This is a genomic window from Candidatus Formimonas warabiya (assembly GCF_002777255.1).
Lineage (GTDB): Bacteria > Bacillota > Dehalobacteriia > Dehalobacteriales > Dehalobacteriaceae > Formimonas > Formimonas warabiya.
Map to the genome: position 1 here is coordinate 6,129,991 of NZ_CP017634.1, position 19,819 is coordinate 6,149,809.

Annotated in this window: 22 protein-coding genes; 21 read left to right on the forward strand and 1 reads right to left on the reverse strand. The window is 47.5% G+C overall.

Annotation, left to right across the window (positions count from 1 at the left end):
• The first annotated feature begins 25 nt into the window (after positions 1-25).
• From DCMF_RS27605 to DCMF_RS27665, 13 genes are all read left to right on the forward strand, one after another.
• Positions 26-1,144, forward strand: coding sequence for a uroporphyrinogen decarboxylase/cobalamine-independent methonine synthase family protein (locus tag DCMF_RS27605; RefSeq protein WP_214658954.1), 1,119 nt, complete (start codon positions 26-28; stop codon positions 1,142-1,144).
• Positions 1,137-2,477 carry a nitrogenase component 1 gene (locus tag DCMF_RS27610; RefSeq protein ID WP_148137423.1) on the forward strand — a complete coding sequence of 447 codons (1,341 nt, stop codon included), beginning with the start codon at positions 1,137-1,139 and terminating at the stop codon, positions 2,475-2,477. Before DCMF_RS27605 ends, DCMF_RS27610 begins: the two co-directional genes overlap by 8 nt.
• Positions 2,478-2,490: 13 nt before the next feature.
• A complete protein-coding gene (locus DCMF_RS27615) occupies positions 2,491-4,047 on the forward strand; it encodes a nitrogenase component 1 (RefSeq protein ID WP_148137424.1) in 1,557 nt (518 codons plus the stop codon).
• Positions 4,037-5,509, forward strand: coding sequence for a nitrogenase component 1 (locus DCMF_RS27620; RefSeq protein ID WP_148137425.1), 1,473 nt, complete (start codon positions 4,037-4,039; stop codon positions 5,507-5,509). Before DCMF_RS27615 ends, DCMF_RS27620 begins: the two co-directional genes overlap by 11 nt.
• Positions 5,502-6,830, forward strand: a complete 1,329-nt coding sequence (locus DCMF_RS27625; RefSeq protein WP_148137426.1) for a nitrogenase component 1 — start codon at positions 5,502-5,504, stop codon at positions 6,828-6,830. The genes DCMF_RS27620 and DCMF_RS27625 overlap by 8 nt, the downstream gene beginning before the upstream one ends.
• A gap of 229 nt (positions 6,831-7,059) precedes the next feature.
• Positions 7,060-8,358: a homocysteine synthase gene (locus DCMF_RS27630; RefSeq protein ID WP_148137427.1), complete on the forward strand. Its 1,299-nt coding sequence runs from the start codon at positions 7,060-7,062 to the stop codon at positions 8,356-8,358.
• A gap of 2 nt (positions 8,359-8,360) precedes the next feature.
• Positions 8,361-8,744: a RidA family protein gene (locus DCMF_RS27635; RefSeq protein ID WP_148137428.1), complete on the forward strand. Its 384-nt coding sequence runs from the start codon at positions 8,361-8,363 to the stop codon at positions 8,742-8,744.
• Between the two features lie 134 nt (positions 8,745-8,878).
• Positions 8,879-9,757 carry a pyridoxal 5'-phosphate synthase lyase subunit PdxS gene (pdxS, locus tag DCMF_RS27640; RefSeq protein WP_148137429.1) on the forward strand — a complete coding sequence of 293 codons (879 nt, stop codon included), beginning with the start codon at positions 8,879-8,881 and terminating at the stop codon, positions 9,755-9,757.
• A 3-nt stretch (positions 9,758-9,760) separates the two neighbouring features.
• A complete protein-coding gene (gene pdxT, locus DCMF_RS27645) occupies positions 9,761-10,348 on the forward strand; it encodes a pyridoxal 5'-phosphate synthase glutaminase subunit PdxT (RefSeq protein ID WP_148137430.1) in 588 nt (195 codons plus the stop codon).
• 143 nt (positions 10,349-10,491) lie between these two features.
• Entirely contained in the window at positions 10,492-11,511 is a 1,020-nt protein-coding gene (locus DCMF_RS27650; protein WP_148137431.1) for a methionine ABC transporter ATP-binding protein, read from the forward strand.
• The gene (locus DCMF_RS27655) at positions 11,508-12,182 is read left to right on the forward strand and encodes a methionine ABC transporter permease (protein ID WP_148137432.1); all 675 of its coding nucleotides are present in this window, start codon (positions 11,508-11,510) and stop codon (positions 12,180-12,182) included. The genes DCMF_RS27650 and DCMF_RS27655 overlap by 4 nt, the downstream gene beginning before the upstream one ends.
• A 16-nt stretch (positions 12,183-12,198) precedes the next feature.
• Positions 12,199-13,074, forward strand: a complete 876-nt coding sequence (locus DCMF_RS27660; RefSeq protein WP_148137433.1) for a MetQ/NlpA family ABC transporter substrate-binding protein — start codon at positions 12,199-12,201, stop codon at positions 13,072-13,074.
• Positions 13,075-13,281: 207 nt separating this feature from the next.
• Positions 13,282-13,554 (forward strand): DUF2325 domain-containing protein, encoded by a 273-nt coding sequence (locus tag DCMF_RS27665; RefSeq protein ID WP_214658955.1) that lies wholly within the window; start codon positions 13,282-13,284, stop codon positions 13,552-13,554.
• A gap of 136 nt (positions 13,555-13,690) precedes the next feature.
• Here DCMF_RS27665 and DCMF_RS27670 read toward each other — a convergent pair whose 3' ends face one another.
• Positions 13,691-14,779 carry an XdhC family protein gene (locus DCMF_RS27670; protein WP_148137435.1) on the reverse strand — a complete coding sequence of 363 codons (1,089 nt, stop codon included), beginning with the start codon at positions 14,777-14,779 and terminating at the stop codon, positions 13,691-13,693.
• Between the two features lie 273 nt (positions 14,780-15,052).
• Here DCMF_RS27670 and DCMF_RS27675 point away from each other — a divergent pair, with 273 nt between their 5' ends.
• From DCMF_RS27675 to nuoK, 8 genes are read left to right on the forward strand one after another with little or no spacing between them, the layout of a single operon-like run.
• Positions 15,053-15,409 carry an NADH-quinone oxidoreductase subunit A gene (locus DCMF_RS27675; RefSeq protein WP_148137436.1) on the forward strand — a complete coding sequence of 119 codons (357 nt, stop codon included), beginning with the start codon at positions 15,053-15,055 and terminating at the stop codon, positions 15,407-15,409.
• Entirely contained in the window at positions 15,400-15,909 is a 510-nt protein-coding gene (locus tag DCMF_RS27680; RefSeq protein ID WP_148137437.1) for an NADH-quinone oxidoreductase subunit B, read from the forward strand. Before DCMF_RS27675 ends, DCMF_RS27680 begins: the two co-directional genes overlap by 10 nt.
• The gene (locus DCMF_RS27685) at positions 15,899-16,348 is read left to right on the forward strand and encodes an NADH-quinone oxidoreductase subunit C (RefSeq protein WP_148137438.1); all 450 of its coding nucleotides are present in this window, start codon (positions 15,899-15,901) and stop codon (positions 16,346-16,348) included. Before DCMF_RS27680 ends, DCMF_RS27685 begins: the two co-directional genes overlap by 11 nt.
• Positions 16,349-16,387: 39 nt before the next feature.
• A complete protein-coding gene (locus tag DCMF_RS27690; RefSeq protein ID WP_148137439.1) occupies positions 16,388-17,485 on the forward strand; it encodes an NADH-quinone oxidoreductase subunit D in 1,098 nt (365 codons plus the stop codon).
• Between the two features lie 28 nt (positions 17,486-17,513).
• Complete coding sequence (nuoH, locus tag DCMF_RS27695; RefSeq protein WP_148137440.1) at positions 17,514-18,563, forward strand: NADH-quinone oxidoreductase subunit NuoH; 1,050 nt, start codon at positions 17,514-17,516, stop codon at positions 18,561-18,563.
• A 4-nt stretch (positions 18,564-18,567) separates the two neighbouring features.
• The gene (locus tag DCMF_RS27700) at positions 18,568-18,996 is read left to right on the forward strand and encodes a NuoI/complex I 23 kDa subunit family protein (RefSeq protein ID WP_148137441.1); all 429 of its coding nucleotides are present in this window, start codon (positions 18,568-18,570) and stop codon (positions 18,994-18,996) included.
• A gap of 7 nt (positions 18,997-19,003) precedes the next feature.
• Entirely contained in the window at positions 19,004-19,522 is a 519-nt protein-coding gene (locus tag DCMF_RS27705; RefSeq protein WP_148137442.1) for an NADH-quinone oxidoreductase subunit J family protein, read from the forward strand.
• Positions 19,509-19,817, forward strand: coding sequence for an NADH-quinone oxidoreductase subunit NuoK (nuoK, locus tag DCMF_RS27710; protein WP_148137443.1), 309 nt, complete (start codon positions 19,509-19,511; stop codon positions 19,815-19,817). The genes DCMF_RS27705 and nuoK overlap by 14 nt, the downstream gene beginning before the upstream one ends.
• The last annotated feature ends 2 nt before the right edge of the window (positions 19,818-19,819 follow it).

Below are 19,819 nucleotides of genomic sequence, written 5' to 3' on the forward strand. Positions count from 1 at the left end.
CTTGGCAAGGAGATAGAAATACCACATGTTGCATCCGGAAGAAATGAACAAACGTCTGAACAGGCATCTCACCTTCTGGGGAGAGGGATTTAAAGGCGAAGGAGCCTATATCGCCGTACAGGCGCCTGACGAAACCGTGTCAGACCAATATCCTGAGATAGAAGCGCCTCTTTCGTTGGAAGAAAGATGGTTTAATATTGATTATCGCTTGGAAAAATTTCAGCACAGACTGCAGGCCACCTATTTTGCCGGGGATGCGGTGCCCTCCGTCTTTGTGGATTTTGGATCGGGCAACCTGGCGGCCATGCTGGGTGCGGCATACAAGCTGGCTGAAGATACCATCTGGTTTGATGTCGATCCGCCCATTAAGGACTGGAATCAACTGCCTGCATTCCGCCTGCACAGGGATGAAAAAATCTATCAGGCTGTCATGGAAACAACCCACAGGCTTTGTGCGGAATCAAAGGGCCGATATTTGGTGGGTGTGACGGATATCGGCGCCAATATTGACATTCTGGCCGCCTTAAGAAATCGGCAAAACCTGCTCATGGATTTTATCGAGGAAACTGATGCGGTAAAAGAGATGGTAGGCAAAATTAATGGTTTTTGGCGGGAAGTCTTTTTAGCGAGCTGTCACATCATCAACCGGTATTTGCCGGGGATCACCTCGTTCACGCCCATTTTCAATCCCCGGAAATGGTATAAGCTGATGAGCGAAGTTTCCGTGATGATTTCTCCGGCCATGTTTGAAGAGATTGTCTGCCCGGCCTTGCAGGAGCAGATTGATTTCCTAAATGGTCAGGCTTTGTTTAATTTAGACGGCCAGGATCAAATCAGGCATCTCCCTTTCGTCCTCCGGTTAAAAGGTCTTCACGCCATAGAATGGAATCCGGTGCCCAAGTACCAGGCCGGGCATAAGTGTGCTTTCAAGGATTTTACTGATCCGGGTTCCCTCAAAGTATGCCGGGAGATTCAAGCCGCCGGCAAGAAACTGGTGCTCTGTGGCATCCGGCCGGAGCAGGTGGAGACTGTTTTCCGTTATATCGCACCGGACGGGGTCTTCCTTTTTGTGCATGGTACCAACCGGAAGGATGCGGATGAATTTTTGCTTTATGCCCAAAAATGGAGGAAATGTAATGAGTAAATTTATTGATCGCCCCAGGTATCTTTGCGCCCTGGGCGGCGCTTTAGGAACCCTGAAAAATTTACCCCGGGTGATCCCGATTCTGCACGCAGCGGCAGGCTGCGGCGGGAACCTATCGGGGGCGCTGAACAACGGGGCAGGATATGTGGAAAGCGGATATTGTTCCGGCCAGTTATTATCCAGTTCCAATGTCTACGAAAAGGATATTGTTTTTGGGGGAGAAGACCGGCTAAGGGAGCAAGTAGAAAATACCTTAAAAATCATGGACGGGGATCTCTATTTTATTATCACCGGATGCATGGTAGAGATGATTGGCGACGACGTGCGCAGTATCGCGCGCGAGTATCAAGATCATGAGAAAAAAATACTGACTGCGGAGACAGGCGGTTTTCACGGAAATTCTTTCCAAGGCTATGAAATTGTCTTAAAAACCTTATTTCGGGATTTTGTCGAAGAAAAGCTTGTGAAAGAAGCCCATCTGGTCAATCTGTGGGGCATTGTACCGGTGCAGGATGTTTTTTGGCGCGGTAATCTGGCTGTATTAAAAAACCTTATGCAAAAATTGGGCTATCAGGTAAATACCTTTTTTGGAGAAGGTGAAACATTAGACAACCTAAAAAATGCGGCGTCTGCCGCCCTGAATATTGTCGTGTCCCATACTTTTGGCCTGGAAGCGGCGGACGTTTTTCAGGAGGTGCACGGAGTCCCCTATATTACAGTGCCTTTTCCCATCGGTGACCATGGTACGGAAATATTCTTACAGACAGTAGGAAAAGCGCTAGAAGTAGAAAACTCCGTTCTAGATAAGGTGATCCGGGAAGAAAAGGCACGATACTACGGCTATTTGAGCAGTCTGGCAGATGCCTACAATGACCTTGACCTGCAGCGATATGCTGTGGTGATCGGAGATGCCAATTACACCCAGGCCTTGACCCGATTTTTGGCGGATGATTTGGGATGGCTGCCGGAATTGGTGATTGTGACGGATATTTTAAGGGAAGAACAACAAGAAAAAGTAAAAGGTAATTTTACAAACTACCGGTCCGGCCTTAAGCCGGAGGTGATTTTTGATACCGACGCCACCAACATCAAGTACCATATGAATAAGCACTGGCCCCAAAGCGCGGGACAAAAATATTATGACGGATTTAATCCCGGCTTTATTATCGGCAGTACCTTCGAAAGAGACCTGGCGGACAGCTTTGCCGTACCCCAGTTGACCGTGACTTACCCCATCTCCAACCGGGTTGTTTTGGACAGGAGCTACGCAGGTTATCAAGGGGCTTTGCGCTTGACGGAAGATATTTTCAGCACGCTGGTGGGAACGAGATAGGGAGGAATACTTTGTGGATTTTATCAAAGAAAAAACCCCGCCGACCCGGGAAGACAGACTGGCCGCCTGCCAGGCATTTGGCGGCTTCTGCCCGGAGCTCTCCCGGGCAGCCAAAAAAGGATGCCTGTTTCAGGCGAAAAGGACCTTTGCCCAGGCCCAGCAAGGTTGTCAATTAACCTTAAGCCTGGCTATCTTAATGACCATGCGGGATGTGGTCTTGATTGTCCACGGCCCCGTCGGCTGCGGGGGCAGTCTGGTCGGTCAGACGGGAGTAACCAAGAATTTTCAAAAACTACGGGATGAGCAGGCGACGGGGCTCCGTTGGATGAACACAAATCTTGATGAAACCGATGTGATCAAAGGGGGAGAAGAGAAACTAAGGTCGGCTGTGCTGCACGCGGAAAAGGAATTCCGGCCGGCGGCAATTTTTGTGCTGAACAGCTGCGTACCTTCCTTGATCGGCGATGATGTGGACAGTATTTTGGACGAGGTGCAGAAACAAGTAGCCGCTAAAATTGTCCCCATCCACTGCGAAGGATTTAGGACAAAAATTCAAGCGACGGCCTACGATGCTGTTTATCACGGCATTCTGCGCAACCTTATGGAGAAAAAATATCCGGAAGCGGACCTGATCCGGGCGGAGGAAGAGGAATTGATGCGCCAATACCGGCTAAGCCGGACCGTCAATTTAATCAATGTTTCTTCCATGAGCAGAATTGATGAGGTGGAATTGGTCCGGCTCCTCAAAGCCCTGGATTTAAATGTGCGCATCCTTCCTTGTTATGCCCACCCGGACGACTTTGAAACTGTTGACGAAACGGCATTAAATGTGAGTATTTGTTCCACCCATGACGATTATTTTGTGGAACACGTGAAAACAAAATACGGTATTCCTTTTGTTTTAAGGACCATTCCTATCGGCATAGCCAATACCAATAAATGGGTGATGGATATCGCCAAATTTTTTGGCCTGGAGGAGCGGGCCCGGAAGTTCATTGATGCCGAAGTCGCCGAACTAAACGGTGCTCTTGCTTCTTACCGGGAAGCCTTAAAAGGAAAACGCGCTTTTTTAACGGGAGGAGAGATCCGCATTCTTGCCACGGCAGAATTGCTGCACAGTTTGGGCATGGAAATCATGGGGCTAAAAGGATATCATTTTGACCGGTTTGGCGCAAGGCTGTTGGATGAGGTCCTTGAGGAAGTGCCGGAAAGTGAAAGAGCCATTTTCAGTATTGGTTCCGGTCAGCCCTTTGAACAAGCCAATCTTTTTTCCAAACACAAGCCGGACCTCTATGTCGGTCATACGTCCGGGAATGGGTCGGCCGCCCGGCAAGGGATCCCTGTCTTTCCTTTGTTTGGGCAGCAGTACAATTACATGGGCTATCTGGGCGTATTCGAGGTGGCCAAAAGAGTAACCCGCATCTTAAAAAATACCCGTTTCAATGAAAATATCTCCCGGCATGTCAAGCTGCCCTATACCTCAGACTGGTACCGACAAGAGCCTTTCTCTTATATTGATGATCAGGGAGCAAGCAAAACTACCGGGGAGGAGGAGCATCATGGCGATTAATTTACAGACACCGGAAGTGGAGATCCGGGAGAACAGGCTGAATTCCGTTTTATCCTATCAGGGCAGTGCCAAAGATCTGTGCGCAAAGTCTGCCCAACGGCTCTTGCCCTGCCGGGATAATTCCTTTAACCAATGTGGTGATTGTTCCGCCCAACGGGCCTTTCTCCATATTGCCCAGATCAGGGATACGGCGGTGGTGAACCATGGTCCCATCGGCTGCGCCGGAGATTTTGCCATTTTTAATGCCCAGTTCCGGGGCGGGTGCCGGAGCAAAGGGTATCCGGTTGAAAATATCAGAGCTTTAAGCACCAACCTCCAAGAGCGGGATACGGTTTATGGCGGCGGGGAAAAACTGGCCGAAACGATTCGGGAAGCTTACCGGCGCTTTCACCCCAAGGCCATTTTTGTCAACACTTCCTGCGCCTCGGGCATCATCGGCGATGATATCGACGGAGTGGTGGACGCGGCGGAAAAAGAACTGGGCATTCCCATTGTGCCCATTTATTGCGAAGGATTCAAATCACAGGTGTGGACAACGGGATTTGATGCGGCCTTCCACGGCATCCTCCGGAAAATAGTGAAGCCGCCCAAAGAAAAAAGAGCAGATCTGATCACTATCTTCAACTTCGTCAATGAAGACGTTTTTACTCCCTTGCTGGCTAAAATAGGGCTGAAGGCGAAGTGCCTGGTTGTCCATTCTTCTATTGAAGAATTGGAAAGGATTTCCGAGGCGGCCGCCACCTCTCATATTTGTGAGACGTTGGGCACGTATATCGCCAAAGGGTTGGAACAAGAGTACGGGGTGCCGGAAATTAAATCTCCCCCGCCTTTTGGTTTTGCCTGGACGGATGCCTGGCTGAGAGAAATCGGCAAGATCACCCATAAGGAAAAAGAAGTGGAAGCGTTGATCCAATCCGAGCGAGAACATGTGGAGCAGGAATTGGCGGAATTAAGGAAAAAACTTGAAGGGAAAACAGCTTATATTGTGGCGGGAGCCTCTTTTGGACACAGTATCTTATCGATGGCCCGGGATTTAGGGATAGAAGTGGTCGGCATCACCGGCTTTCACCATGACCAGCGTTTTGATAATGAGGATGATAGAATTAACAGTTTGAAAAATGCCATCACATGCGCCGGTGATATTCAGAATTATCATGTGTGCAATAAACAGCCTTATCAGTTGATTAATATTATCAGAGCGCTGAAGCCTGATTTATTGCTGGCCAGGCACGACAATATGGTGATTCTAGGCACCAAATTAGGCATCCCATCGGTTTATGTTGATGACGCGAATCTGGCCGTGGGATACGCCGGGGTGATCAATACGGGCAGAAAAATTATTCAGGTGATGCAAACCAAGAATTTTATCAAGAATATTGCGAAACATGTGAAATTTCCCTATACCGATTGGTGGTATCAACAAGATCCATTTGCATTTCAGAGGGGTGAACTAGGTGAGTAGGATCATTGAACAACCCAGGTACGTGTGCCCTCTTGGGGCCCAGCAAACGGTTCTGGGTATCAAGAGAGCAATTCCCATCGTCCATGCCGGGCCGGGATGCAGCTCCAAAATATTTGAAGCCTTATGCTATAACTCCGGGTTTCAAGGGGAAGGTTATGCCGGAGGAAGCGCGATTCCCGCCACAAATTCCAGTGAAAAAGATATCGTTTTTGGGGGAGAAGAAAAACTGCGCAGCACCATTGAGGGAACGCTCAAAGTGATGGCGGGAGATTTATTTGTGGTATTAACCGGTTGTACGGCAGAAATCGTGGGAGACGATGTGGCACAGGTAGCGGCGGAATACCGAAGGAAAGGGATCCCCATTGTCAATGCCGAAACCGGGGGATTTAAAGGCAATAATTACAAAGGCCATGAACTGGTGATCCAGGCTATCATCAACCAATTCATCGGAGAGGTGAGACCGGAAGTAAAAAAAGGGTTAGTGAATGTTTTTTCCGTTTTACCCTTTCAAGATACTTATTGGCGAGCAGATTTGGAAGAAATAAAACACTTGCTGGAGAAAATAGGCCTGGAAGCAAACATTTTATTTGGTTATGGGTCAAAAGGGATTGAGGAATGGAGAAATATTCCCCATGCGGAATTTAATCTGGTCCTATCCCCCTGGGTAGGGTTAGATACGGCAAAGCTGCTGGAAAATAAATATGGCACCCCCTATTTGCATTATCCGGTGCTCCCCATGGGTGCCGTGGAAACGAGCAAGTTTTTAGAGACGGTAGGGGCTTTCGGGGCCATTGACAAAAAGAAAATTGATGAAGTGATCCAAAAAGAAGAAGAAAGGTTTTATGAATATCTCCAAGGAGCAACAGATTTTTTAACGGAAAGCCGGAATACCCTGCCCCATCAATTTTATACCATTGCCGACTCCACCTATGCCTTAGGGGTCAGCCGGTTTTTAGTCAATGAATTAGGTATGGTGCCCGGGGTCCAATATGTGATTGATGATCCCGCCGACTCCTATATCGACCTGATTCAAAAAGAGTTTCATCAGATCTCGGCAGATTTTGACACCAAAGTGGTGCTGGAAAATGATGGGGGGAAAATTCATGAATTAATAAGAAAAAAGGGTCACCGGGCAAAAGAAACCTTAATCTTGGGAAGTTCCTGGGAAAAGGATTTGGCAAGAGATGTCAAAGGATTTCTGATTTATTTAAGTGTACCGATCACGTATCAGTTGGTTTTAAATAAAACTTACGTGGGGTATCAGGGGGGATTAAACCTGACGGAAGACGTTTATTCTCAGGTGCTGGAAGGAAATGCCTAAGGGCAGAAGGGGACATGACGCCATCCGTAGGCGCAGGACTTCCCCTGTTCGGCGGGAGAAAACATGGTTTTCCCTGGGGGCACTTGGGCAATAACCTGTTTGACGAAAACAGGTTATTGCTTTTATTTTTTTTAGGGAAAGGCTTGACAAAATGGGTTACAAAATATAATATATAAAACAAATAGGACTAGTCGGATTTAAATACAAAATGATATAAGGAGATGTTAAAATGAGTGAAAGAGCATGGAAATTTGACACTCTACAAGTTCATGCCGGCCAAAAACCAGACCCTACCACAGGTTCCAGAGCCGTACCCATTTATCAAACCACATCCTATGTCTTTAACAATGCGGAACACGCCGCCAATCTTTTTGCCTTAAAAGAGTTCGGGAATATTTATACCCGGATCATGAATCCCACCAATGATGTTTTTGAGCAGAGAATCGCCGCTCTGGAAGGAGGCGTGGGTGCATTAGCCGTAGCGTCGGGTTCCGCAGCCATTACATATGCCATTCTGAACATTGCCGGAGCAGGCGATGAAATCGTTTCTGCCAGCACCCTTTACGGCGGTACCTATAATCTCTTTTCTGTGACCCTGCCCAAGCTGGGCATTAAAACCACCTTTGTGGATCCTGACGATCCGGAAAATTTCCGTGCCGCGATCAATGAAAAAACCAAGGCGGTATTTATCGAGACCATCGGAAATCCGGGCATTAACCTGATCGATATTGAACAAGTGGCCCGGATCGCCCACGACAGCGGGCTCCCCCTGATCATTGACAACACCTTTGGCACGCCCCATCTGATTAGACCGATTGAGTTTGGCGCGGACATTGTGGTCCATTCTGCCACTAAATTTATTGGCGGGCATGGATCCTCAATCGGCGGCGTAATCGTGGATTCAGGTAAATTTGACTGGGCCGGGAGCGGCAGATTCCCCGGCTTAACAGAACCGGACCCCAGCTATCATGGGGTAAAATACGTAGAAGCGCTGGGTCCTTTGGCATACATCATCAAAGCCAGGGTGCAACTGCTGCGGGATACCGGAGCCGCCGTCAGTCCCTTTAACTCTTTTCTTTTCTTGCAGGGATTGGAGACCCTGTCTCTCCGGGTGGAGAAGCATGTGGCGAATACAAAGAAAGTAGCGGAATTTTTACAGAGCCATCCCAAGGTTTCCTGGGTCAGCTATCCCAGCTTAGAGGGGAATAAATACTATGCCCTGGCCCAAAAATATCTCCCCAAAGGGGCCGGCTCCATCTTTACTTTCGGCATTAAGGGCGGAGTGGAAGCAGGCAAGAAATTTATCGACAGTTTGGAAATTTTCTCCCTGCTGGCTAATGTGGGCGATGCTAAATCCCTGGTGATTCATCCGGCTAGTACCACCCATTCCCAACTGTCCGAAGAAGAGCTAAGGGATGCCGGTGTCACGCCCGATATGGTCAGGTTATCCATTGGGATTGAAGACGCTGATGACTTGATCTATGATCTTGACCAGGCACTGAACAAAGCTGTTGACCAGGAGGGATAGAGATGAGTAAAGAAGCTGTTTCCACATCAAAGGCACCAAAAGCCATTGGACCCTATTCCCAGGCTATTCTGACGGGAAACCACATCTATACATCGGGGCAGATTCCCATTGACCCAGCGACAGGAAATATTGCGGGAACCGATATAGAGACACAAGGGAGGCAGGTGCTGGAAAACCTGAAAAATATTCTGGAAGCGTCCGGAAGCGGGCTGGGGAAAGTAATCAAAACGGTGGTATTTATCAAAGACTTAAATGATTTTGCCTTAATCAATGAGATTTACGCGGCATATTTTTCGGAACCCTATCCTGCCAGGTCTTGCGTGGAAGTGTCCCGGCTTCCCAAAGACGTCCTGGTGGAAATTGAGGCAGTGGCCATAAAAGAATAGGGGCCCCTGGGATGACTTGAATCAGAATGTCAAACCGGCAGAGTATCTTATGCAGAAAATAAGATACTCTGCTTAGGTTTTGATGGTTTCAGGAGAGCAGAGTTTGCACTGAGAGATATCTTTGGAGGAAAAACATGAGCGAACGAGATGAACTAAACAAAAACCTGGCCCAAATGCTCAAAGGCGGGGTGATCATGGATGTCACCAATGCCCATGAGGCGGAGACTGCCCAAGCGGCAGGGGCTGTGGCCGTAATGGCACTGGAAAGAGTTCCTGCCGATATTCGGAAGCAGGGCAGCGTGGCCAGGATGTCTGACCCTAAAATTATCAAAGAAATAAAAAGGGCGGTGACAATTCCGGTTATGGCAAAGGCCCGGATCGGCCATATTGTGGAGGCTCAAATACTGGAGGCTCTTGGGATTGACTATATTGACGAGAGCGAAGTACTGACTCCCGCTGATGACCGTTACCACATCGATAAGCATGCTTTTAAAATCCCTTTTGTCTGCGGAGCTAGAGGTTTGGGAGAAGCCTTAAGACGAATTGGGGAAGGGGCGTCCATGATCCGGACAAAAGGGGAGGCCGGAACGGGGAATGTGGTGGAGGCAGTCCGGCATATCCGGACAATTTGGGCGGAAATCAGGAAACTTTCCGGATTGCCAACGGATGAACTGATGGCCGGGGCGAAAGAAATGGCCGCCCCATATGATCTTGTCGTTCAGGTGGCAAGAGAAGGAAAGCTCCCCGTCGTGAATTTTGCCGCCGGCGGGGTTGCCACACCTGCAGACGCAGCCTTGATGATGCAGCTGGGCAGTGAAGGGGTCTTTGTCGGTTCGGGCATATTCAAATCTTCCCATCCGGAAAAAATGGCCCGGGCCATTGTTAAAGCCACGACCTACTATGATAAGCCGGAGATCATCGCCGAAGTCTCCGAGGATTTGGGAGAAGCCATGACCGGCGTGGAAATCTCCCAGATTGCCCCGGAAAACATATTATCCACCCGGGGGTGGTAAATCGTGGTGGAAATCGGTGTGCTGGCTCTGCAAGGTTCCGTGGCGGAGCATCTCCGGATGCTTTCCCGGCTTCCCGGCGTGAAACCGGTGGAAGTGAAGTCAAAAAATGAGCTGGAAAGGGTTTCCGGGTTGATTCTCCCCGGTGGGGAAAGTACCACCATTGGTAAACTAATGAGAGATTTTCAGCTTGATCGCGCCATCGGGGAAAGAATCGAAAAGGGACTGCCTGTTTGGGGGACCTGTGCCGGGATGATCTTGCTGGCAAAGGAAATCGTAGAGGAACCAAATACTTACCTGGGCGCAATGGATATCCGGGTGAGAAGGAATGCCTATGGGAGCCAGTTGGATAGTTTCACATCTTCCCTGCGTATAGACCCGGTTTCAAATCTACCCATTCCTCTTGTATTTATCAGGGCCCCCTGGGTGGAAAGAGTCTACGGAAGCGCAGAAGTTCTCGCTGCTTTGGACGGGAAGATTATCGCCGTGCGTCAGGGTCAGATGCTTGCCACATCCTTTCACCCGGAGCTTACCGGTGATACGGCCTTTCACAGGTTCTTTGCAGAAATGGTGTTTAGAACCCAGGGATGTTAACCGGATAATTGGAGGGCTGATCAGCAAAATATTTCAGGGGTCATTTGCTTTAAATCCTATAAAGATAATGGAAATACTCTAGAATAAGCCTGCCAGGAGCATGGCATCAGGTTGGTAAGATAGGTCGGCAAGGAGATAGTTTTATGATCAAGATTTCCGGATTAAAAAAGGTTTATCAAAGCGATATCGGCGATGTGACTGCCCTGGAGGATGTGAACCTGGATATTCGTCGGGGAGAGGTTTTCGGCATCATTGGGTCCAGCGGTGCGGGAAAAAGCACCCTGATCCGCTGCATCAATCTATTAGAAAAACCTTCGGCCGGGAAAATAGAAATTGCCGGGCAGGATATCACGGAACTTAGCGGGAAGGAACTGATCTTGCTGCGCCGCTCCTTGGGCATGATTTTTCAGCACTTTAACCTCTTGATGCAGCAGACGGTAGCGGATAATGTGGCTTTCCCCCTGGAAATTGCCCGGGTACCCAGAACAGAAATCGCAACCCGGGTTCAAGAGCTCCTGAAACTTGTGGGACTCTCGGAAAAAGCCGGGGCCTATCCGGCCCAACTGAGCGGCGGACAGAAACAGCGTGTGGCCATCGCCCGGGCTCTTGCCAACAATCCGAAAGTGCTTTTGTGCGATGAAGCTACCTCGGCCCTTGATGCCCTGACGACGAAATCTATCCTGGCCTTGCTCAAGGACATCAACGAAAAGCTGGGCTTAACCATTGTTCTGATTACACACCAGATTGAAGTAGTAAAGGAGATCTGTGACAGAGTCGCCGTAATTGAAAAGAATAGAATTGTGGAAACCGGGCGAGTAGTTGATATTCTCACCAAACCGAAAACCGCATGCACTAAGAATTTGGTGGGGGGAGACTTATTCGAGAAAATCCCCAAAGAGAGAATTCTCTTTGACGGGCCCCAGGATGATAAAAGGCGCCTCAAGGTTACCTTTACCGGGGAGGCGGCGATGAAACCTTTGATTTCATACATGATTTTAGAGTTCCGTATCTACGCCAATATTTTATTTGCCGATATTAATTATTTGAAGGAGGCGGTTGTGGGCGAATTAGTGCTGGAGTTAACCGGGGCAAGAGATGCTGTGGATGATGCGGTACGGTATCTGAAAGGCCAGAATTTGATTGTTGAGGAGTTAGAACGATGATTACCGGGGATGTTTTGCTGGATTATCTGAAAATGTTAGGGCAGGGAACAGGGGAAACCCTTTATATGGTGGGATCGGCAACCTTGTTTTCCTACCTCTTTGGACTCCCCTTAGGGGTGGTTTCGGTGGTCACGGAAACCAACGGTATTCTCCCCAACAGCAAATTACACAGCTGCTTGGATAAGGTGATCAATATTGGGCGCTCCATCCCTTTCATCATTTTGCTCATTGCCATGATTCCTTTGACCAGGCTGATTGTGGGTACGTCCATCGGTTCTACCGCTTCCGTCGTTCCTTTGGTGATTGCGGCCGTGCCCTTTGTGGCCAGAATGGTGGAAACTGCCCTGAAAGAAATTGATCAGGGAATGATTGAAGCGGCTCAATCCATGGGCGCTTCCCCCTGGCAAATCATCAAAAAGGTCATGATCCCGGAAACAATGCCTTCATTAATACTAGGTGCTTCCATTACTACCATCACGTTGATCGGATATTCCGCGATGGCGGGAGTTGTTGGAGGAGGTGGGCTGGGGGATTTAGCGATCCGGTACGGGTATTACCGGTATCAAAAGGACATCATGTTTTTGACCATTGTGTTATTGGTGGTGTTTGTCCAAGTTGTACAGAGTTTGGGGAATTACTTATCGCGTAAAATGGATAAAAAAAACAAATAAAAGGGAGAGATGATTCATGAAAAATAGAAAGAGTATTTTTGTGTTACTGGCATTGATCTTTTCTTTATCGTTGCTATTATTTGGTTGCGGGCAACAGTCAAACGGCAGTGACCAAAATGCCTCGGATAATTCAGATACGAATGAGGCAGCCGATACCCAGCCTGTGGTACTGACCGTGGGCGCAACACCGGTTCCCCATGCCGAGATTCTCAAGTTTATTCAACCGATTTTACAGGAAAAAGGGATCGAATTAAAAATTGTGGAGTTTACGGATTATGTGCTGCCGAATACGGCTTTGGAAAACAAAGAATTGGATGCCAACTACTTTCAGCATGTACCGTACTTAGATGACTTTAACCAGAAAAACAATACCCACCTGAGCGCCACCGTTCCGGTACATTTTGAGCCCCTGGGCCTTTATCCCGGCAAAACCAAATCCTTAGATGAGATCAAGCAGGGTGATAGTATCGCTGTGCCCAACGACACCACCAATGAAGCCCGGGCTTTGCTGCTTCTGGAGTCGGCTGGCCTGATCAAAATTAAAGAAGGGTCCGGATTAAATGCTACCGTCAAGGATATTGTGGAAAATCCCCATGAGATTCAAATAAAAGAACTGGAAGCAGCCCAGATTTCCCGGTCCCTGCCGGACGTGAATTTGGCCGTGATCAATGGAAACTATGCGGTGGAAGCAGGATTAGACGTAACCAAGGATGCTTTAAAGTCGGAAAATAAAGACTCTCTGGCGGCTCAGACTTTTGCCAATATTGTTGTTGTCCGTACGGGAGATGAAAACCGCCCCGAAATAAAGACGCTGAATGAGGTGATTACTTCACCGGAAGTGCGGGATTTTATCAACGAAAAATATCAAGGCACCGTAATTCCTGTCTTCTAACTCTTCTAAAAAGCGCAAAACATCAGGACAATCATGGCCGGGCGTGATGTACACATCGCTTCCGGCTTTTTTGATCCCTTTTCCTTGACAAAGGGAGATAAATGCGCTAATATAAAATAAATCCGATAGGAATAATATATTTTAGGATGAGCATATCCGGTAAAATTGACAAGGATGGAAAATATCCTGAAAAGGGGAGGGAGAAACGTGGTTGTTTTGATTGTAGGGGCGGATCGGCTGGGGAACATTTGTGAAAAGTTGCGGGAGGAAGGGGCGCAAGATATCATTCATTGGAGCGGACGTTGCAAATCATGCACCAAAAAATGTATCCCTGCCCATGTCCAAAAGATTATTGTGTTCTGCGATTTTATTAATCATCCTTTAATGGGAAACATCAAGAAGCAGGCGAAGAAATACGGCATCCCCGTCATTTATAGCAAGCGTGCTATTTCTTTTAAGGAAGATCTTCTGCCGGCCTGATGAAAAGAGGAAACCCGGGGTGATTACATATAAATCATAAAAGTGAAGAAAATTTTACGAAAACCACTTGAAAGTCAAGATCTTGCGGCAGCATTCAGGCGGGGCGGAAGAATCCCCACCTGAATGAACAATTTGCTTAAATCGGTTCAATGAAAGCGTCGATGGTTCCTCCGCAGGCCATGCCTTCTTCACCGGCCAGGTCATTGGTTAAATCCACATGATATAATAAGGGATTCCCTTCATGGATGGCCAATAATGCTTGGCTGCGTACCTCGGCTTCCACACATCCTCCTCCGATGCTTCCAAAACAACGGCCATCTTCCAATACCAGCATTTTTGCGCCTACGCCCCGGGGTACAGAGCCCCTGCGACGCACGATGGTCACCAGAACCTTTTTCATGTTTTGAAAAAAGGGCTCCGTGATCACCTTTAAAATGTCCTTATTCAGAGTTTCCGGTCCCCGTCGCACAGAAATAATTTGGGCGATAATGCTCACGGCGATTTCTTCCGGGGTGTCGGCATGAATGTCCAGACCGATGGGTGCGTACACAGCATCGATGGCTTCTTGGGAAATACCGTCAGACGCCAGCTCATGCATCATCTTTTTCACCCGGCTTCTGCTGCCGATCATGCCGATATAGGCGGGAGATTTGTCAATCACCCCCCGTAAACAGGTTTGATCATGGCGGTGGCCCCGGGTAACGATGGTAATAAAAGTACCCAAACCAATTTTTATTTTTTCTAAGGCCTGGGCAAAGGGAAGACAGATCACCCGATCCGCTTGGGGAAACCGGTCTTTGTTGGCGAAATCGGGACGATCATCCACTACTGTGACGTGAAAGCCAATCATTTTTCCCAGTTGAACCAGGGGCAAGGAAATATGGCCCCCTCCAAACACGATCAACTCCGGAGCAGGGGCAATCCCTTCCCAGTAGACATCCAACCAGGCGGTCGAGTCGCTTAAAGGTAAATAATGCCGGATTAGTTGGGGTTTGGTCAGGGTAATTTCCGCATGAATAAGTTCTAATGATGCTACTAAATCATTGCTGAGGCGAAAGGAGGCCGCCATTTTCCCCCGGCAAAAAAGAATTTTGCCTCCCGCAGATTCTTGAGGCAGCCCTCCCACAGCTACGACCGTACCTAAAATTGCCTCTCCGCTTTGGTCAATTATTTCTTTTAAACTGGTATAAATATCTGTTCCCAAATCTAGACTCTTCCCTTCCAAAGTTATTCTCCTAGAATATCATATAACTTGAAGAAAACCTATGCAAGATAGAAGAAGTCTTCATAAATACTACAAATGTTTTTTTTATAATCATTCTCATAAAAAAGTGCCAACATTTTTTGACTATGCTGATCGGTCGTCGTTATCCGGGGGACGGGTAAAAATTTGTCATTAGGAGGGGAAAAAATCACAAATATTTCGAATTGACGGAATAGAATTTTTCCATGGTATACTTACTTTAACTTACGCTAAAGAAGAAAGGAGGTTGAGGATATGCTTTCGCAAAGCGGTGCCATTGGTTATTACTTATTGGTGGGTTTGATTCTGCCGGTTGTAATCATTATTTTCGTGAAGCTGATTACACCGAAACGTCCCACAAAAGCAAAGCTGGAAACTTATGAATGCGGCCTTGAAACACAAGGGGAAACCTGGGTACAGTTTAAGACTCATTATTTTTTATACGCACTGGTTTTTGTAGTATTTGATGTAGAGACCATTTTCTTATACCCTTGGGCGGCTAAATTTAAACATTTAGGCTTGTTTGCTTTCGTGGAAATGGTTATTTTCATCGCCATTTTAGTGGCAGGGTTTTGGTATGCATGGAAGGAGGGAGCATTAGAATGGGATTAGACGAGGAAAAAATTCAGGAACTGGAAAAACAAGGCATTATCCTGACAACGGTGAATAAGCTCATGAATTATGCCCGGGTCAATTCTTTTTGGCCGGTTACCTTTGGATTAGCCTGCTGTGCCATCGAAATGATGTCTGCCGGAGCCGCCCGCTATGATTTGTCCCGTTTTGGCTATGAAGTGTTTCGGGCCACACCCCGTCATGCGGATCTAATGATTGTGGCTGGTACGGTCACCAAAAAGATGGCTCCTCTGGTGAAACGGATTTATGAACAAATGCCGGAGCCAAAATGGGTGATTGCCATGGGAAGCTGTGCTACTTCCGGCGGTCCCTTTGTGGATTCCTATCATGTCGTTCCGGGGGTGGACACGTTGATTCCCGTCGATGTTTATATCCAGGGCTGCCCGCCCCGTCCGGAAGCTTTAATCTATGGGATGCTCCAGTTAAAGAAAAAAGTGATCCATCCGGAAATTGCGAGGTTGAAAAATCATGGAAATTAATATCTTTAACGAATTAATGGCATCGCTGCGGGCGAAATTCCCGGATCTGGACGTGGCGGAGAATCAAGAGATTTTTGTGCCCCGGGAAAGTTTACTTCAGGTGGCTTCAGAACTAAAGCATCATCCCCAATATCGCTTTGACCTTTTAACGAATCTTACCGCCGTGGATGAGGAAGAACATTTTACCGTGGTCTACCACCTGGTGTCGGTGGAGAAGAATGTTATGCTGACTTTAAAAGTTCATGTCACAGACAAAAAAAGCCCTAAGCTGCCCTCGGTATTTTCGGTTTGGCCCGCGGCAGACTGGCAGGAGAGAGAAGTGTATGATTTATTCGGCATCATTTTCCAAGGTCATCCGAACATGAAAAGAATCCTTTTATCCGATGATTTTGTAGGCCATCCTCTCCGAAAAGATTATCAGCTGGAAAAGAATAGATAGACTTTCCCTTCTCAATAATGGGTAGAAGAGGTGTAGCAAATGATCAAAACCCAAGAAATCACAGTCAATATGGGACCTCAACATCCATCTACACACGGGGTATTCCGATTTATTTTAAAGGTGGATGGCGAGATCATCAAAGAAGCCCAATCCGTCGTAGGATATCTGCATCGAGGCATCGAAAAGCTGGCCGAAGACCGTACTTATACCCAATTCATCCCTTATACGGACCGCTTGGATTACTTGGCCGGCATGCTCAACAATTTGGGCTATGTGCAAACAGTGGAAAAATTGATGGAAATCGAAGTGCCGGAAAGGGCCGAATATATTCGCGTCATTACCGCCGAATTGTCGAGAATTGCCAGCCATATGGTGGCCATTGCTTCCTGGATTCTTGACTTAGGCGGTTTTACCGGTTTTATGTATCCCTTTCGCGACCGGGAAAAAATCTTTGATTTATTTGAGATGCTGTGCGGATCCCGCATGACTTACAGCTATATGAGAATCGGCGGTGTATCCCAGGATTTGCCCGATGAGTTTCTGCCCGCCCTGAAAAAATTATTGAAAGAATTTCCCGCCATGTTCCGTGAATACGACGACCTGATTACCGGCAACGAAATCTTTCAATCGAGAACAAAAGGGATCGGCATCCTGCCCGCGGAAAAAGCGATCGAATGGGGTATTACCGGTCCGATTTTACGCGCTTCCGGTGTTCCTTATGATTTAAGAAAAGTGAGACCCTACGGCATCTATGATCGTTTTGATTTTGAAGTTCCCGTAGGCACCACCGGAGATAATTTTGACCGCTGGTTGATGCGGGGCGCGGAAATGCGGCAAGCGGTGCGCATTATCGAGCAGGCTGTGGAAGGATTACCGGAAGGTCCCATCATGGCAAAAGTGCCCAAGGTGATCAAACCCCCAGTGGGAGATGCCTACCATGAAATTGAGGGAGCCAAAGGAATCGTCGGCTATTATGTCGTCAGCGACGGCAGTCCGAAACCATACCGCATTCACGTAAGACGTCCTTCCTTCATCAACCTGGGGAATATCAGCGAGATGGTCAAAGGCTGGAAAATTGCCGATTTGGTAGCGATTTTTGCAAGTTACGATATTGTTTTAGGTGAGGTTGATTGTTAATTCAAATCCTGAATAGGGGAGAAGAGGTATGGAAAATATTTTTGTTAATCTTGCCGCCTGGACAAGATCATTTTTAGAAGGCCTGAATATTGATTCCTACTTTACCGACCTATCGGTTTTATTCGTCCATATCATAGGAATTATTGCCTTTATTTTCGCCAATGCCTTAGTTCTAGTGCTGATGGAAAGAAAGGTGGCGGCCTATTTCCAAGAAAGGTTAGGACCGAACCGGATCGGTCCCTGGGGTATTTTTCAAACGGTGATTGATACCGTCAAGCTCATGGGTAAAGAATTAATTTTACCCAAACATGTGGACAAATGGACCTTTTTGCTGGCGCCGATTCTCATTTTTGTACCGCCGGTCCTGCTGTTTGCCGTGGTGCCCTTTGGGAAAAATATGGTTTCGGTGGATCTCAACATTGGCATTTTTTACATTTTAGCGGTGGCCTCTTTGAGCACCATTCCCATCCTCATGGCCGGCTGGTCTTCCAACAACAAGTATTCCTTAATCGGCGGCATGCGGGCCGTGGCCCAAATGATCAGCTATGAAATGCCCATGGTATTGGGGATCCTGGGTGTGGTGATGATTACCGGTTCCTTGAAAATGTCGGATATTGTTTCCGCCCAGTCCCATGTTTGGTTTATTTTTCTTCAACCTGTGGCTTTTTTAATCTATTTTATTGCGGCCACTGCCGAGACCAACAGGGCTCCGTTTGATTTAGTGGAGGCCGAGCAGGAACTTGTGGCAGGTGCATTTACCGAATACAGCGGCATGTACTTTGCCTTATTTTTCTTAGCGGAATATGCCAACCTGGTGGTCGTTTCCTCTGTGGCCGCGACGCTGTTTCTCGGCGGCTGGCAGGCGCCCTTCGGGTTAACATTTATCCCGTCCTGGATTTGGTTTGTGGGAAAAGTTTACTTCATGATTTTCCTCTTTATGTGGATCAGATGGACCTATCCCCGGTTAAGAGTGGATAATCTGATGCATTTGGGTTGGAAAGTGCTTTTTCCCCTTTCTTTAGCAAATATTTTTGTCACCGGTGTGGGTGTTTACCTTTACCGGATGTTAGGATGGTGATGAGATGTTCGGACAGGGTTTAATTACAGGACTAGGCGTGACGATCAAAAAGTTTTTTGGCAAAAAGATAACGCAACAATATCCTGAAGAAATGCCGAATCTGCCACCCCGTTCCCATGGCTTTTTTACATTTCACAAAGATAAATGTACCGCGTGCACCTTATGTGCCAACGCCTGCCCCAACCGGGTGATTCGCATTTCCACGGAGCGGGATGAGAACAAAAAGAAGTATTTGACCGAATATACCATGGATCTATGTTACTGCCTGTTCTGCGGCCTTTGTGTGGAAACTTGTCCCACCCAGGCCCTGACTTGGAACCAAAATTTTGAACTGGCCCAGTTCCACAGGAAAGATACCAGCTATACCCTGTATGACCGGTCCCAGGATCCACAACCGCACCAAGACGCGGAAAATAACGGGATGAAGGGGTGAGAAGAGGATGGACACGAGTATCATCGCCGTGTTGGGATTTTTAGCCTTAGCTGCCTTGGCTGTTTTCTCCGCCTTAGCGGTTGTCCTGTCCAAAAACATTGTGCACAGTACCTTATTCCTGGCGGCGTCATTTATTGGTGTGGCAGGATTATATATGCTGTTGAACGCCGACTTTTTGGCCGCCGTGCAAATCATTGTCTACGCCGGAGCGGTGCCGATTATGATTGTTTTTGGGGTGATGCTGATTCATCGGGGCAGTATGAAGCAAAGCAACCTGTTTAATAGTAAACCGGTTATTTCCGTACTGGTTGCCCTGGCTACTTTTGCCTTGATAACCCTGATGATTTTCAAAACCAACTGGCAGACAACTGCTCAAGCTGTTCCGGAAAAAACGGCGGAGCATATTGCAGAGCTATTATTAGGGAAATATGTGATTCCTTTTGAAGTGGTGGCTTTATTATTATTGGTGGCTCTGATCGGCGCCATTGTCATTGCCAAGGAGGTGAAATCACATGATCGGCCTTAGTCATTATTTAATCGTGGGGGCAGCTTTGTTTTCCATCGGTCTGTTCGGAGCTCTGGCGAAGAAAAATGCCATCATGGTGCTTATCTGTGTGGAGTTAATGCTAAACGCGGTGAACATAAACTTAATTGCTTTTAATAAGTTTGTCACGCCGGCAGAATTTATCGGCCAGATTTTTGCAGTTTTTACGATTGCCGTGGCGGCAGCAGAAATTGGCGTGGGGTTAGCCATTGTCATTGCCATTTACCGGAATCGGCTATCGGTTGACTTGGAAGATTTTAACTTGCTGAAAAGGTAGTT